The organism is Microcoleus sp. Pol10D4 (assembly GCF_036701555.1).
Classification (GTDB): Bacteria; Cyanobacteriota; Cyanobacteriia; order Cyanobacteriales; family Microcoleaceae; genus Microcoleus.
The window spans coordinates 56,565-71,451 of record NZ_JAUBRA010000033.1 but is presented as its reverse complement, the minus strand read 5'-3'; the positions used below and the strand labels follow the sequence as shown (position 1 = coordinate 71,451).

The 14,887-nt window shown below is 46.0% G+C and carries 9 protein-coding genes; 5 read left to right on the top strand and 4 right to left on the bottom strand.

The window, feature by feature from the left end:
* Window positions 1–59: 59 nt before the first annotated feature.
* Window positions 60–1,868, bottom strand: coding sequence for a PAS domain-containing sensor histidine kinase (locus QUA36_RS17450; RefSeq protein WP_333458530.1), 1,809 nt, complete (start codon window positions 1,866–1,868; stop codon window positions 60–62).
* 262 nt (window positions 1,869–2,130) lie between these two features.
* Here QUA36_RS17450 and QUA36_RS17445 point away from each other — a divergent pair, with 262 nt between their 5' ends.
* Window positions 2,131–2,757, top strand: coding sequence for an FMN-binding negative transcriptional regulator (locus tag QUA36_RS17445; protein WP_333458529.1), 627 nt, complete (start codon window positions 2,131–2,133; stop codon window positions 2,755–2,757).
* 408 nt (window positions 2,758–3,165) lie between these two features.
* On the top strand, window positions 3,166–5,160 hold the full coding sequence (locus QUA36_RS17440) for an SUMF1/EgtB/PvdO family nonheme iron enzyme (protein WP_333458528.1): 1,995 nt from the start codon (window positions 3,166–3,168) through the stop codon (window positions 5,158–5,160).
* A 46-nt stretch (window positions 5,161–5,206) separates the two neighbouring features.
* On the opposite strand, the gene QUA36_RS17435 is transcribed toward QUA36_RS17440, so the two are convergent.
* Both QUA36_RS17435 and QUA36_RS17430 read right to left on the bottom strand, forming a co-directional pair.
* Complete coding sequence (locus QUA36_RS17435; RefSeq protein ID WP_333458527.1) at window positions 5,207–5,767, bottom strand: Uma2 family endonuclease; 561 nt, start codon at window positions 5,765–5,767, stop codon at window positions 5,207–5,209.
* 107 nt (window positions 5,768–5,874) lie between these two features.
* Window positions 5,875–7,659, bottom strand: coding sequence for an EamA family transporter (locus QUA36_RS17430; protein WP_333458526.1), 1,785 nt, complete (start codon window positions 7,657–7,659; stop codon window positions 5,875–5,877).
* Window positions 7,660–7,794: 135 nt separating this feature from the next.
* On the opposite strand from QUA36_RS17430, the gene QUA36_RS17425 reads away from it, so the two are divergent.
* The 3 genes from QUA36_RS17425 to QUA36_RS17415 all read left to right on the top strand — a co-directional run bounded on the left by QUA36_RS17425 (window position 7,795) and on the right by QUA36_RS17415 (window position 13,506).
* Complete coding sequence (locus QUA36_RS17425; protein ID WP_333362024.1) at window positions 7,795–8,073, top strand: hypothetical protein; 279 nt, start codon at window positions 7,795–7,797, stop codon at window positions 8,071–8,073.
* 521 nt (window positions 8,074–8,594) lie between these two features.
* A complete protein-coding gene (locus QUA36_RS17420) occupies window positions 8,595–11,930 on the top strand; it encodes an amino acid adenylation domain-containing protein (RefSeq protein ID WP_333458525.1) in 3,336 nt (1,111 codons plus the stop codon).
* Window positions 11,931–12,069: 139 nt separating this feature from the next.
* Window positions 12,070–13,506 (top strand): PepSY domain-containing protein, encoded by a 1,437-nt coding sequence (locus QUA36_RS17415; RefSeq protein WP_333458524.1) that lies wholly within the window; start codon window positions 12,070–12,072, stop codon window positions 13,504–13,506.
* A 152-nt stretch (window positions 13,507–13,658) separates the two neighbouring features.
* On the opposite strand, the gene QUA36_RS17410 is transcribed toward QUA36_RS17415, so the two are convergent.
* A complete protein-coding gene (locus tag QUA36_RS17410) occupies window positions 13,659–14,768 on the bottom strand; it encodes an alpha/beta hydrolase (protein WP_333458523.1) in 1,110 nt (369 codons plus the stop codon).
* Window positions 14,769–14,887 lie beyond the last annotated feature (119 nt).

Below are 14,887 nucleotides of genomic sequence, written 5' to 3'. Positions count from 1 at the left end.
ACTGAGGGATAACCGCTCCCATGCTCCCGATGAAGTAAGAAGCAAATGTCTAGACTTGTCTAGTATTTGTATAGCAGTTCTATCATCTCCAGCAGATTTTGGGTATATTCGTCCAGGTAGGTGAGATTACCGTGGATGAAGTTGACCGGGTTATTGATTTCATGGGCAATTCCCGCAACCAACTGTCCCAAGCTAGACATTTTTTCGCTTTGGATAACTTGCATCTGGGCTTTTTTCAGTTCGTTTAGGGTTGTCTCCAGTTCTTTAGCTTGCGCGGTCGAGGAAATTGCTAGTTCTTCGATCGCAGCAACCTGCGGCAGACTTGTCCAGCAAGCAATTGCCACTCCTACAAATGCCAGCGTCATCAACACAATAATGAGCAGATAGGGATTGTTGGTTCCGCCTTCTACCCGCAGCCAGGAGCGAATCAGCCAACTGATCGTCGCTGTACCACAAATCAGCGCAATCAAAATTGCGACCTGAAGCACCACAAAGTATTCGTTTTTAGGAGGAGTTACTGGCTTGGTATGGAGTCGATCCCACCACGGTAAATGCAAAGATTCCCAAGGAATCCGCAGAATCGCAGCGTCTAGCGCTATCACTGCTAACGGCAATAGCAACCCGATGCCAAAATCCATCCTTCCCCAGGCAACACCACCCACCACCAGGGAAATGAACTCCACCACCAGTAATGCTAAGGATAGTCGCCCCCAACGCACGACTGGATCGTTGCGCTGCATCCACAGCCCCAAGTGCAACCCCATGATAGAAATGAATAAACTCACCCCTGACACGACGACAATTCGAGTGGTGTTGCCCCATACTAAAAATCCTAAACTACAGATAAAGCTTAGCAACAGCGCGGGTTCTAGGGCACCCCGACGCGACGCAGCGCCAAAAACTGGAGACAACAGCCCATCCTGCGCGAGTTGGAAAAGGATGCGGGGTGTATTGCAAACGCTAGTCGCAGATCCCAACAAACAGGTAGTCGCAACCAGCAATGTGACTATGACAGGGGCAGCGTCTCCCCAGAAAGGCTTGGCAGCCACCAAGAAATTGCCGTACAAATTGCCTTGTAAACCGGCAGCCGTTGCCAACTGCACCAACACTAAACTGCCACCCACAAACACCAGAGGCATGAACCAGGCAACCCAAGACAGCGCCTTGAGGGTGTCTTTTGGGTGCAAACTGTCTGCTACAAAGGATGAAGCTGTATCACAGCCATAGAAGCTATAAGCGGCAAACAAGTACCATTTCAGCCAGTCCTGGACACTGAGGGCATCAATGCTGCTGGGCAAGAGTCCGGGACTTTGGGGGGAAAAGGCAAGCCAGCCTAAACCCTGAACGCAGAAGAGGAGTAAAAAGCCGATCGAAGGAAAGATAAAAAAGAGGTGCAGAATTGCGACGGCGCGGGTTCCACTGAATGCTAAAAAGTAAGCGATCGCAGTAAAACCGATCTCAAACACTTTTTCTGGAATACTCAGCCCCATCGGTTCTAAATGGAATTGGATCAAATTTGTGATGACGATCGCATTAATGGGCGGAAAGGAAACCCACCCCAAGTAGTAGGCAATCCCCAAGTACCGGGAAAGAGCAGGGTAACGATGCAGCAATCGCGTGATGTAATTTGGTGTTCCCCCAGATACATCTGGATATTTCTTACCCAAACTCTGAACTTGAAGGTTAAACAGAATTCCGACGATCGCACCAGGAATCCAAACCAACAGCGATGCGGAGCCAATTTCTGCTTGCATCGACGGCGCTAAGGTAAACCACATCAGATATCCAACCACACTAAACCCCCAAGCTTCCGCAGAGGACATGGTGCGCCGGAGGCGATTCAGAAATGGCACACGATCTATTTCCATAACAAGCAGATAGGGGTAATCCTATTGTGATACAATTGCAATTTTTACAGTCAATAAAAAACCAATACCTAGTGTTTCCTTCGAGGGATGAAAATTCTAAGGTCGATCTGATATAGCGGTCAAATATTGAGGCAATGAGTTGAGGTTACTAGCGATCGCAATACTCAATACCCAATAATTCAAAATTACCTGCGGGCGATCCCTCTTCAATTCGGTGCGAGTAGTATAATGGACGGGAGATTGAGAGCGAGATTAAATTTCCATGTATAGACCAACTGCTTTTCAAGAAGACAATATTGATAAACTGGTTGCTTTCATGAGAGCCAATAGTTTTGCAACATTGGTATCTAGCGTAGACGCTGTACTTTGTGCTTCACATATTCCTCTCGTCATCGCAATGCAAGGGGATGTCGTAAAATTGAGCGGTCATCTCTCGAAGCAAAATCCTCAATGGCAAGCCTTCGGATCTGCTGAGTCATTGGCTATCTTTACCGGGCCGCACGCTTACATTTCCCCTACACAGTATGAAAAACACGAGAGCGTACCAACATGGAACTATATTGCTGTTCATGCGTATGGTGTTCCCAAAATCATCATGCTCAATGACTCACCAAAAGCAATGAACAAGATGATAAATCAGATGATAGACACCTACGAGGTTGACTACCAATCGCATTGGGACGGTTTATCGAATCAATTCCGTGAAGGGATGATGGATGGTATTGTAGGATTTGAGATGACTGTAACTCGACTGGAAGGAAAGTACAAGCTCAGTCAAAACCGCAGCCAAGTCGATCGGGAAACTGTGTCAAACACACTACTACAGAGTTTAGATCCGGCCGCTCGTGCCGTGGGTGTCGAGATGAAACAGAACCTGGAATCGAATTAGACTGTGGATCGCACAATTGCTGCTGCTTAAATTTAGGATGAAGGGAAAATTAAACATTTAGCTTTGACTAATTTTAATGATGTTTTAGACCCGCCTGCTGTGGGGTTCAATCCTTGGTCTTAGGCTGGAAGTATCCGAACATTAGGCAGATAATTATAGAGTGTTTAATTTGATACTAAATACTACGGATGTCCATTGGCCGGCCCTATTTTTGAGAAATCTAGAGATTTGTATAAGTCGATGGGGGACTGCGACGAGGAATATCGGCGGTGAGAGGGTTGCGAAAATTAGTCGATCGGGATATGATTTTTTTTCTTCAAATCTCTTTCTAATTTTTATAACTCCATGAGGAGGCAGATATACATAAAAGATATATCATAACCTTAACCAGATCATTTCTTCCCAGATATGTTCTACTGTTCTAATCCCACGTGTTCTCATCCTTTCAATCCCGACAACTCTAAATTTTGTCAAAGTTGCGGCGAGCCCGACCTCACGCCTCTCTTCAGAAACCGCTACCGCGTGATTCGACTGTTGGGCGAAGGGGGATTTGGCAGAACTTATGAAGCGGTAGATACGGATCGCATGGACGATCCCTGCGTAATCAAGCAGTTTGTACCCCAATTTCAAGGAACCTCAGCACTTGAAAAAGCCGCAGAATTGTTTAAGCAAGAAGCGAAACGACTGTACGAACTCGGTGAACATCCCCAAATTCCTCGATTAATTGCTTATTTTGAACAAGACAAGCGACTTTATTTAGTACAAGAGTTGATTGAGGGGCAAACTTTACTAGCAGAATTAACTCAGCAGGGCGTTTTTAGCGAAGAAAAAATTTGGCAGTTACTCGCAGATATTTTGCCGATTTTGAAATTTGTGCACGATCGCAATGTCATTCACCGAGACATCAAACTTGAGAATATCATCCGCCGCCGCACCTCTGTTAGCTCATCATTGCCAAAGGTGGGAAATTTTCGCAATTCAGCTTTCCGAAGGGGAGGGCGGGGAGAGTTAGTTTTGATAGATTTCGGTATTTCCAAACAAGTGACGGGCTCGCTGATGAGCCAAGTAGGCACAACGGTAGGAACGCCCGGATATTCGCCGGTAGAACAAATGCGCGGTCAAGTTTTCCCCGGAAGCGATTTGTACAGTTTGGGAATAACTTGCCTGAGACTGCTAACTCAATGTTTGCCAAAAATTGACGGTTCCGATGACCTTTACGATCCGATAAACGGCGGCTGGATTTGGAGAGAACGGTTGCCAGCAGGCACAAAAATCAGCAGCGAGTTGGCAAATGTTTTAGACAAATTAATTCAAGATTATCTCAAAAATAGATATCAATCTGCTGATGAAGTAATCAAAGCTTTAAATCTCTATTCTTTACCTCCCCAACCCCATTGTGCCAATGGAGGACAACTTGCTCTAAATTCTTTTATGATAAAGGGAGGACAACTTGCCATCAATACCCCGCTCAATCAAAGCGGGCAAATCAACAGCAATATCTCTGTCAATCCGAGGAAAAAATCCAACACCACTCCGCCAGTGAACAAGGCATCGCAGAGAATTGCTGTTGTCAAAAGCACTTTTGAATTTCAGGTGGTGACAGTAGACAAGCGCGGGAAGCAAACTAATGTTAACAGCGGCAAAGCGCGTTTTTTTGAAGAACATCTCGGTAGCAGTACAGTCCTGGAAATGGTATCTGTTCGTGGCGGTACTTTCCTCATGGGTTCCCCAAACGATCGGGGTGACAGCGACGAAAAACCACAGCATCCAGTAACTTTAGCATCTTTTTATATGGGCAAAGTTCCCGTCACTCAGGCACAGTGGACAGCAGTTGCAGCGCTGCCGGAAATTAAAATATTTCTCAATCCCGATACTGCCCGTTTTAAAGGTGCAAATCGACCTGTAGAAAATGTATCTTGGTACGAGGCTGTGGAGTTTTGCGATCGACTTTCTCGCAAAACTGGTAAGAATTATCGCTTGCCTAGCGAAGCCCAATGGGAATATGCTTGCCGGGGGCAAACTACGGGGCCGTTTCACTTTGGGGAAACGATTACCAGCGAGTTAGCCAATTACAACGGAAATTCTAATTACGCTGACGCGCCGAAGGGAGTTTATCGCTTTCAAACAACAGATGTTGGCAGTTTTAAACCCAATGCTTTCGGATTGTACGATTTCCACGGAAATGTCTGGGAATGGTGCGCGGATTCTTGGCACAATAATTATAACGGTGCGCCTGCTGATGGTAGCGTTTGGGAGTCTGACGGGGACTCTTCGCTGAGGTTGTTGCGGGGGGGTTCTTGGAACGATCATCCTCCGAATTGTCGCAGCGCCTGCCGCCTCAGATATCAGCCGGATTGTAAGGCTAGTATTGTGGGTTTTCGAGTGGTGGTTTCTGTTGTTTAAGAATGGCGATTCCCTTGGGAGAGTCCCGCTTCACAAACTTTTCAACTTAACTAAAATTTAACCAGTTAAAAACTGTTTCCACTGTCAATTCTAACTCAATTCCATTAAGTATTGGCAAATTAGTTGCACCTTCGTACAGTTCCACTCTTTGTCCGGGAAATACCGCTAAAATACTTTCTTCTTCGGGAATCATTAACCACCCCAATTCAGTGCCTTGTTGCGAACAAGTAAGTAATTTAGCAAGCACTTTTGTTTGGCTTTGTTCGGGAGAAAGAATTTCAATCGCCCAGTCTGGATAAATTTCAAAGCGGTTAGCAATTCTACCCGATGGTAGAAAGGGAATTCTTTCCCACCGGAATACTGCTACATCTGGGACGAGTGATACACCGCCGAAAGTGCAACGCAACTCTGGAAAAGCATAAGCAATCTTTGGTGTTTCGACTATTTGGTTGATGACATTGCAAAGCTTACATTGCAATCTGCTATGTTCACCTTGAGGCATGGGTTTTTGAATGATTTCTTTGTTGATATATTCGGAAGCTGGTTCCGTTTCTGGAAGTTTTAGGAACTCCTCTAAGTTGGGCGAGATTTTAATGACTGTAGTCATAGGTCAAGTCGATTTTAGATTTTAGATTTTAAAAGAGATAGATACCAGAACCCCGACTGTTTAAAAGTCGGGGTTCTGGTATCTCTTATGAAGGACAAATTCTTGCCTTAACTAGCCTTCTTTTGAGGAGCGACTATGCGTTCCACACTCATAGCAGCCACGCTCAACGTCACCACAGCCATACCGAGAATTGCCACAGGCTGCAACTTCTCATTGATAATTAGAAAACCGAAGAGTGCCGTCATTGCCGGCCCCAAAGTGCCAATTACTGACGCTAAGGCTGCCCCTGCGAACCGGATGGCAAAATTATTCAAAAGATAGCTAAACAGCGTCAGCACCCCTAAAATAACACCTCCCACAATCAAACCAGGCCAAACATTTTGGTCGATTTTAGGAGATAAATTTTCCGACAGTGGCACCCACAAACTCAGGGAGGAAAATACAAAAATCGCGGCGAAATTAACTAAACTAAAAGGAATCGGGTGCAGCTTGCCTGCGGCCATTTGCGTCAGCAATACGTAACCTGCAAAGGTAATCCCAGAAGCCAGTGCCGCCGTGACTCCCACCCCGACATTGCCGCCGCCTGGAGCTTGGGCCGCAAAACTCGGCCACCCAGCTAAAATCAGACCTGCGGTAATTCCCACTATCGCGAAAAAGCCGACTTTGCTGGGGCGAGAACCAAACAAGATCCAAGAACCTAGTACGGTGACGATCGGATAAATAAAGAAAATCGTAATCGCAATCCCCGCCGGAATATTGCCGATCGCCAAATAAATCAAAACCTGAGACAAAAACAGAAAAAATGCGCTTCCTAAAACCTTGCTCCACAAAGCTCGATCGCCCGACTGGAACAACCGCCTAATATCTTTCCACACAGAAGGATACAAAAATGTCGCCAATATGGGCATCAAAGCCATCACCACGATCAGCCGCATCAACAAAATCAACAAAGAATTTCCAAAACCCGGAGTTACTACTCCCGGAAATTCAAACCACCCAAAAACCATCCGAGGATTTTTGCTTTTAATCAGAATTCTCAAACAAACATTAAACAGCGACAATACCACCGCCGAAGACAAAGCCAGCACCAAACCTGTCTGTACTTGAGAAGATGCTTTAACAGTTGCAGCAGGCGCTGAAGAATGCTGTGGCACGGGTTGTCGCGGCGTTTCCACAGGTGTTGGCTGCAGAAGTTGCGGGCGGACAGAATTAACAGAATTAACAGAATTAGTTGATTCCTCGACATAGGAATCTTGAGCATCGAAAGGATTCTCAAGATATGCTTCTTCTTCTTCGAGTTCTTCCCTGATGCGGTTTACGAGATTTTGTAACAGCTCTTCCCCTTGCAGTTCCAGGGTTTTCATGTTGTTGAGCCGCACGGAAAGCTCGCTTTCGTAACTGGTTAAATCTTGTTCCAGCATCTGGAAACTGCGATCGATCCTTTCATCCAGCGCCGCCAGCAACTCAGAGGCCCGTTCGTCGTAGTTGCTCGGCGGCATCGGTATCGGGAACTCACCGCTGGGAATAGGGCTGCTGAGAGAATGTCCCGAGTTAGCGCTGAGTTCGTTGAACCGCTGCACCAACAAATCCTGCAAATTGTGAGCCAAAACTTGAGCCAACTGCTTCAGCCACAATTGCTGCTGCTGAATGTATCGCCCCGACAGAGATTCCATTTGCTGAGACTGCAATTTGCGATATTGCTCTCTGAGGTCTTCAATATCCTCAATCAGGTGATTTTTTTCAGTTTGCAGCCGAGTAATGTCCTGATTTAACTGGCCTTTGACATTTTGATGCAAAGCGTCCAGTTCTTGCATTACTGAGTGGAGGACTTCTTCTGCTGATTGTACTTCTTCTGGCTCGTCCTTTGACGAGTATACGTTCCGCTGCGCCATTAGCCTATAACCTCTAATTTAAACTGCACGTTCACTGTTCTTAAGTATTTTGCCAAATCAGGCCGCAAGTTCTAGTGAGTTGATCTAAGAAATTGCGAACACTGTTTAATCAATAGTAGTCGCTAAGGTACAAATGTGAAAAAATTGCGTGAAGCAAAGCTATCCCGAAGGGAATCGCCCCAAGAACACTTTGTGCAATTAGAAATCATCAGAAAAATGGCTAGAAACCCCGTCCTTTTAGGACGGCTTTACATTTTTGATTTACTACCGCCTTGGGACTGGTTGGCTCGGTGTGCTTTTGTGTTGCACTTTCAACGGGACAATTACCGTCTCAAACTTCCCAGCCCTGTACGCATAGTGTTTTGCTCTTTCGAGCCTCCCTTGCGGGGTAAAGTTAGCTTCGCCAAGGTTTAATGAGCTTGTTAGGCCCGTAGCACTGTCTCAGTGACCTTAAGACTGTTTAACTACCAGCGACAGAGCAGGGAACTAGCTTCGCATTCTCCCGGTGTCGTGACTCAAAAAACGTAGCCAGTTAAGACTTAGGCTGGTCAGAACGGCTTGTTAGATTTCTCCTTCAAGCCTCATGCCTTTAGGCTGAGGTTCCTGACACTACAGCTTGACCTCTCCACGAATTGCTCCCGGTAATTCTCGCATATAACTCACCCGATTGCACCCGACTCACAAACCTAAGAGCCCGTTCCGCGACTAAATTTGATTGGGGGGTGGCACTCCTAGCCCCTCAATGGATAACTTGATCCGGCAGGCAGAAACCCCGTTTCTATTCCCCGCGTCTCTCCCGCACTCCCGCGCCCAGATTTATTATATTAAAGGTTCCGATCTTTTGCTCGCGAAAGTTTTAAGAGGCGATCGCACCATCAAAAAGCAACCCCGCGCCATCAAAAAATTAACACATCCTATCCCGAAGAGCAACAGATATGGCATCCGAAATTTTTGACGATTCCTTTACAAACGATATAGAAAAACTGAATATTTCCTCAGAAGCCGAAGTGTTTGTCTTTCCGGCATCATTTGCCCAGCAGCGCTTGTGGTTTCTCGACCAATTCGCACCGGAAAACCCTTTCTATAATGTAGTAACAGCACTGCGCTTAACTGGTTCCCTCAACTTAACAGCTTTAGAGCAAACCTTCAACGAAATAGTGCAGCGACACGAAACTTTGCGAACGACTTTTGCCGTAGTATCAGGGCAACCAGTGCAGATAATATCTCCTGCTTTTAAGACTAATTTACAACTATTAGAACTGCAACATTGGCCACCCGAACTACGGGAAACAGAAGCAAATAAACTCACCGCAGCCGAATCTCTTCGCCCTTTCAATTTATCCACGGGGCCGCTGATACGAGTCACCATCCTGCGGCTGACAGAAACAGAGCATATTCTCTTGCTAAATATGCACCACATAGCCTCCGATGATTGGTCTATAGGTGTGCTAATTAGAGAAGTGCAGGCTATCTATACAGCTTTGATAAATCAACAGCCATCTCCTCTACCAGAATTATCACTTCAATATGCAGACTTTGCCGAGTGGCAGCGCGAATGGTTGCAAGGTGAAGTATTAGAAACTCAACTAGCTTATTGGCGGCAGCAATTACACGGGATTTCTGTGTTAAATTTGCCCACAGATCGCCCTGCACCAGCTAGGCAAAATTATCGGGGAAAAACTCAATATTTAGAACTGCCTAAAAAGCTGAAGGACGCACTTTTAGCGCTCTCGCAGCGAGAAGGAGCGACTTTATTTATGACACTCCTCGCAGCATTTCAAACATTACTTTACCGCTACTCGCAGCAAGAAGATATTGTTGTAGGTTCGCCGATCGCCAATCGCAACCGCAGCGAAATTGAATCATTAATCGGTTTTTTTGTCAACACTTTAGTGCTGCGAACAGACTGTTCGGGAAACCCGACATTTCGAGATTTTTTGGGCCGGGTGCGCGAAGTAACCCTGGGAGCTTATGCTCACCAAGATTTGCCTTTTGAGAAGCTCGTCGAGGAATTGCACCCAGAGCGATCGTTGAATCGTCACCCGCTGTTTCAGGTGGTATTCGGGCTGCAAAATGGGCCAGTGGACGAGCTAGAATTGCCAGGATTAAAGTTGAGTTCTTTTCCTTTGGAGACTCAAACAACGCGCTTTGATTTAGAGCTGTATTTGTGGGAAGCTTCCGATAATTTTAGGAGCAGGTACGGCGAACATTGGGAAGATTCGGAAGGACTCAGAGGATTAGCTGTCTACAATACAGATTTATTTGATGAAGTTACGATCGCCCGAATGCTGAGGCATTTTAAAACGCTGCTGGAAAGCATTGTTACTAATCCAGAACAAAGAATCGCTAACTTACCTTTATTGAGCGAGGATGAAGTGAATCAATTATTCAGAGAATGGAACGATACTCAGACAGATTATCCTCAAAATAAGTGCATTCATCGGTTATTTGAAGAGCAAGTTGAGCAGCATCTGGAGGATGTCGCCCTAACTTTCGACAGCCAAAACCTGACTTACAGAGAACTCAACATTCGCAGCAACCAACTGGCGCGCTACCTGCAAAAAAAGGGCGTGGGGGCGGAGGTTTTAGTGGGGCTTTGTGCAGAGCGATCGATCGACCTAATTGTCGGGATGTTGGCTATACTGAAAGCGGGAGGAGCTTACCTACCGTTAGATCCGAGCTATCCGCGCGATCGGCTAAACTTGATGCTGGAAGATGCTCAAGTTAAAGTCTTGCTAATTCAGGATAAATTGATTGAGAATTTCCGAGACTTCTCAAACTCGGTGATTTACTTCGATCGCGACTGGGAACACATAGCCAAAGAAAGCACCGAAAATCCCGCCAACACCGTAACAGCAGACAACCTAGCTTACGTTATTTACACATCTGGCTCAACAGGAAAACCCAAGGGAGTTGCTGTCACCCACAAAGCAGTAAATCGGCTGGTACTCAACACCAACTATATAAAAATAGAACCTACCGATAAAATTGCCCAAGCATCAAACGCTTCATTCGATGCAGCCACATTCGAGATTTGGGGAGCCTTACTTAACGGCGCTCAACTCGTGGGAATTAGCACAAATATTACCCTTTCGCCTCACGATTTAGCCTTAGAACTGCGCCAAGAAGGCATCACAGTTTTGTTTTTAACAACTGCCTTATTTCAACAAATTGCTAGAGTTTTACCGCAAGCTTTTGATTCGCTGCGCTGCTTGCTGTTTGGCGGAGAAGCGGTCGATATGAGATGGGTTAAAAAAGTTCTCAAACAAAATCTAAGCACTCAATTAATTCACGTTTACGGGCCTACAGAAAATACCACATTTTCGGCTTATTACTGCGTGCAAGACGTACCCGAAACCGCAACATCTATCCCCATCGGTCGCCCGATCGCCAACACGCAAATTTATCTCCTCGATGCGGATTTGCAGCCGGTGGCGATCGGTGTTATGGGTCAATTGTACGTCGGCGGTGACGGATTGGCGAAAGGCTACCTCAACCAGCCGGATTTAACTGCTGCTGCATTCATTCCCAATCCTTTTAGCAAGAAATCAGGTTCTAGCCTTTATAAAACAGGTGATTTAGGTCGCTATTTAGCTGACGGCAACATCGAGTTTTTAGGCCGCGTTGACGACCAAGTAAAAATTCGCGGCTACCGCATCGAGTTGGGAGAAATTGAAGCGGCTTTGTGCCAGCATCCACAAGTGGGCGAAGCAGTAGTAATTGTGAGGGAAGACATCCCCGACGATAAATATTTGGTAGCTTATGTTGTTCCTGACCGCATTAATGAAAAATCAGAAAGTCACAATCTAAAATCAAGTGACTTGCGCCAATTTTTGAAAGAAAAGTTACCAGGATATATGGTTCCTGCAACTTATGCAGTGTTGGAGAATATGCCACTGACGCCTAATGGCAAAGTTGACCGCCGCGCCTTGCCCGATATAGATACAGACAGCGAGGATATAACAGAAAATTATGTAGCGCCGAGGACTGATCTCGAAAAGGCGATCGGGAAAATTTGGGCTAAAGTTTTGGGAAAACAGCAGGTTAGTATCTACGATAATTTCTTTGAACTAGGCGGGCATTCCCTGCTAGCAACTCAGTTGATTTCTCGCATCCGAGACGCTTTGCAAGTCGAGTTATCGGTCAGCAATTTGTTTGAGGCTCCGACTGTGGCGAGTCTGGCAAAATACATTGAGACAATGCGTTGGGCTGCGAAAGGTTTGGATACTCCCAGAACCGACGAAAATGAGCGAGAAGATGTGGAATTCTAAGCCCTTACATAATTGCGGGATGATTTTGATTGTTTTGTGGAATTGGCATCCGCAGCAACTCTGTTTAACAGCCTGTCTTTTGACATTTTTCATACTTGTGTAGCATAATGATTTTTTCTCGATATTTTGGCAAACAAAAATGAGTAAATTGAACAGCGTTTTGAACCCTTCACTGGTTGCTGAACCTCCCAGTAATCGTTTTTATCGCACCGTTTGGCGATGGCACTTCTATGCAGGCTTGTTTGTTATTCCTTTCATGCTGATTTTGTCAATCACAGGCATCATTTACCTGTTTAAACCGCAATTAGATGCTGCGATGTATCACCAAAATATGTTTGTGCAGCCTGCGGATGTGGTGATGCCTTATACTCAACAGGTGGCAGTTGTTCAACGAACTTATCCTGATGCCAAAGTAACAAAATTTACGCCGAGCGTTGCGTCTAATCGTAGTGCTGAAGTGACGATCGCGACTCTTGATGAAAGAACACTAGCCGTTTTCGTGAATCCTTATACAGCTAAGATTTTAGGCGATCGCGATGAAAATAATAATCTCCAAGCGATCGCACGCAAGATTCACGGCGAACTGATGATCGGAAAATTGGGAGATTATTTAGTAGAGCTTGCTTCCTGTTGGGGGCTTGTGCTGCTGATTACAGGATTGTATCTGTGGTTGCCTCGCGGCAAAGTAACTTTTTTAGGAACATTAATTCCGCGTGTGTGGAGTCAGAATAAGCGGGTATTTTGGCGGGACTTACACGCCGTTTCGGGATTTTATGGCGTATTGCTAATTGGCTTCCTCATCCTCAGTGGACTACCCTGGACAGGTTTTTGGGGAGATACCTTCGCTCGTTTGTCGAACTACTACCCTGCACAAATGCGGGATAACGTGCCTCAATCGACAACACTCACAGGCTCCCTCAATCAGCAGGGCAATCAAGTTGTGCCTTGGGCAGTAGAGCAATTACCAATTCCTAAATCGAGTACGCCTAGAGATGAGCATCATTCAGGACACAACGAAGTTATCGGGCGAACTCTTGCTGATTCGTCCGTAAATCTAGATTCTGTTGTAAATTTAGCTCAAGCAAAAGGCGCACCCCCTGGATTTAGTGTTAGTTTTCCAGAATCCAACACGGGTGTGTATACGGTTTCGGCATTTCCAAATAATCCGGCGCAAGAAATTACTTTGCACATCGATCAATACAGTGGCAAAGTATTAACAGATGTGCGGTGGAAGGATTACGGGTTAGTACCCAAAGTCGTATCAATGGGAATTTCAATTCACATGGGAAAATATTTTGGATTGAGCAATCAACTACTGATGTTGTTTGCATCCTTAATTTTGATTGTGCTTTCAGTAAGTGGTACGGTGATGTGGTGGCAGCGTCGTCCGAAAGGGACGGGTTGGCTCGGTGCGCCTGCAATGCCCACCCATGTTCAGGGATGGAAAGTGCCACTCGCAATCGTTGCTGTTTTAGGGATTGCCTTCCCGCTTGTAGGACTTTCACTCGTCACCGTTCTGCTGTTGGATTATTTCGTTTTGGCTCGTATTCCTGCCCTCAAGCGCATTTTCAGTTAAACGTGGAAGGGTGACAAAGAGGTCTAGGAACTAGACCGAATCAGTGCGTAGGTTGGGCCCGGAGGGAACGAACCCTCCGTTTCACTCCGCCCAACATTTTCGCTACAATTTTCCTTAACTGAACCGTATGGGATTTTAACTCACATTTTTCGTCACGAAATTTCATTGCAGAATGCCCTGACAGCTTCTGCAAACTGCTGGTTATGTTCCATTAATGCCATGTGTCCTCCTCGCTTTATAGTAACTAGCTCTGCTTGAGGTAATTCTGCTTTCATTCGCAGGCTAGCTGGGGGCGTAGTGGCGATATCTGAATCGCCGCAGATCACCAACACAGGAATGTCAATTGATGGCAAAGTTTTTGTTTCATCAAATTTGAGCATTCCCAGTGTGCCGCGAGCAAGAACGCCGGGAGAACCCAAGGCTGATAAGAAAGCTGAAAACTCTAATTGACCGCGCGTTTCAGTGCCTTTAAATCCCGATACTTCTACACTGATGTACAGTGAACCATTGAGATAGCTCAGCCAAGTCATTCCCCACATAATCGGTTCAAGAGCTATGGTGAGGTAGAGCAGAGGTTGCAGCAGCGGCTTCTGCAAAGCGCGTAATAAACCGCTAAAAATAGCGGTTTTGACGGGATTAGTATAGGTGGTATCTACCAGAATTAAACCAGCTACTCGACTACCGAGAAGTTCTGGAAAAAGCCGACTGAATGTTAGAGAAATCATGCCGCCCATGCTGTGTCCGAGTAGGATAACAGGTTTATTTCCTGCTATGGCAATGACGGCTTCGAGATCGCGGGCAAATTTTTCTAGGGAGTAGTCGCTGTTTTTTGGTCGAGTGGATTTTCCCAAACCTGGAAGATCCCAAACAATCACTCGGTAGCGATCGGTTAGTTGCCGTTTCGCGTAATACCAAACCATACTGTTGGGCCCCCAACCATGGGAGAGAATAATCGGCTGCCCGTCCTCTGGGCCGTAGAATTCTACTTGTAAAATAGTGCCATCAGGTCTCTCTACCCGCTGCACTGTACCCGTCCGCGTCGGCTTCGGTTCGTCAGCACCGGGGCGGCGGAACAGCGGCAAACTGATAAAGCGGCCGCCAACAGACCAAAGAAGCATCAAGACTCCGCTGACTAAGTAGGAAATCCCTACAAGTTCGCCGATGTACCATTCGTAAATAATATATATACCTCCGCCAAGTACCCCGATCGACAGCAATCCTACCAGCCAGAGGAACAGGAAATTGAAGGGCATGAACGGCATAAGCTGAAACCTTGGGTAGAATTTGGGTTGCGAATTCAAACAGGATCATACTCAGGTTAGGCCACAGTAAGCAAGCGGTAAGTTAAGCTCTTAACTTGTGTACTGGTTGAATTTCTTTT